This is a genomic window from Fictibacillus sp. Mic-4 (assembly GCF_049843615.1).
In the GTDB taxonomy this organism is placed as follows: Bacteria; Bacillota; Bacilli; order Bacillales; family Fictibacillaceae; genus Fictibacillus_A; species Fictibacillus_A gelatini.
The window spans coordinates 1-393 of sequence record NZ_JBBHZM010000124.1; the positions used below are offsets into that span (position 1 = coordinate 1).

2 pseudogenes are annotated in these 393 nt (G+C 42.2%); both read right to left on the bottom strand.

From position 1 onward, the window contains the following. Positions 1 to 57: 57 nt before the first annotated feature. Positions 58 to 141 (bottom strand): annotated as a pseudogene (locus WD019_RS21760) (SDR family oxidoreductase); the annotation flags it as partial. A gap of 2 nt (positions 142 to 143) precedes the next feature. Next, a pseudogene (locus tag WD019_RS21765) lies at positions 144 to 393 on the bottom strand (GNAT family N-acetyltransferase); the annotation flags it as partial.

Here is a 393-nt window from a genome sequence, read left to right on the forward strand (position 1 = left end):
TGGGGCTGTCCAGAAAGTCATAAAACATGACTTTTTGTGACAGCCCCTTGCCATCCATTATAAAGTTAATCCGCCGTCGACGACGACAATCGAACCGGTCATGTAATTTGCTTTATCTGATGCTAAGTAAGCGACCATTTCCGTTCAAGATGTTCAAGTAGCGCTGATGCTATGCCACGTTTTTGAAAATGTGGAGATACTGCTAATCCTAAAATGCTTTGGTGACCTCCAGATACTGGATTTGGCTTTATATCAGTAAATAAGTCGTCTGTAATATATGGGGCTGCAATGACTGTCCATTACCTAACCCTACGATCGAACCGTCCTCTTCAGCTACAAAAAACTATCCGGAATGAATTGAATTCGTTTTATAAACGCTGCCTTCGTTGCTGC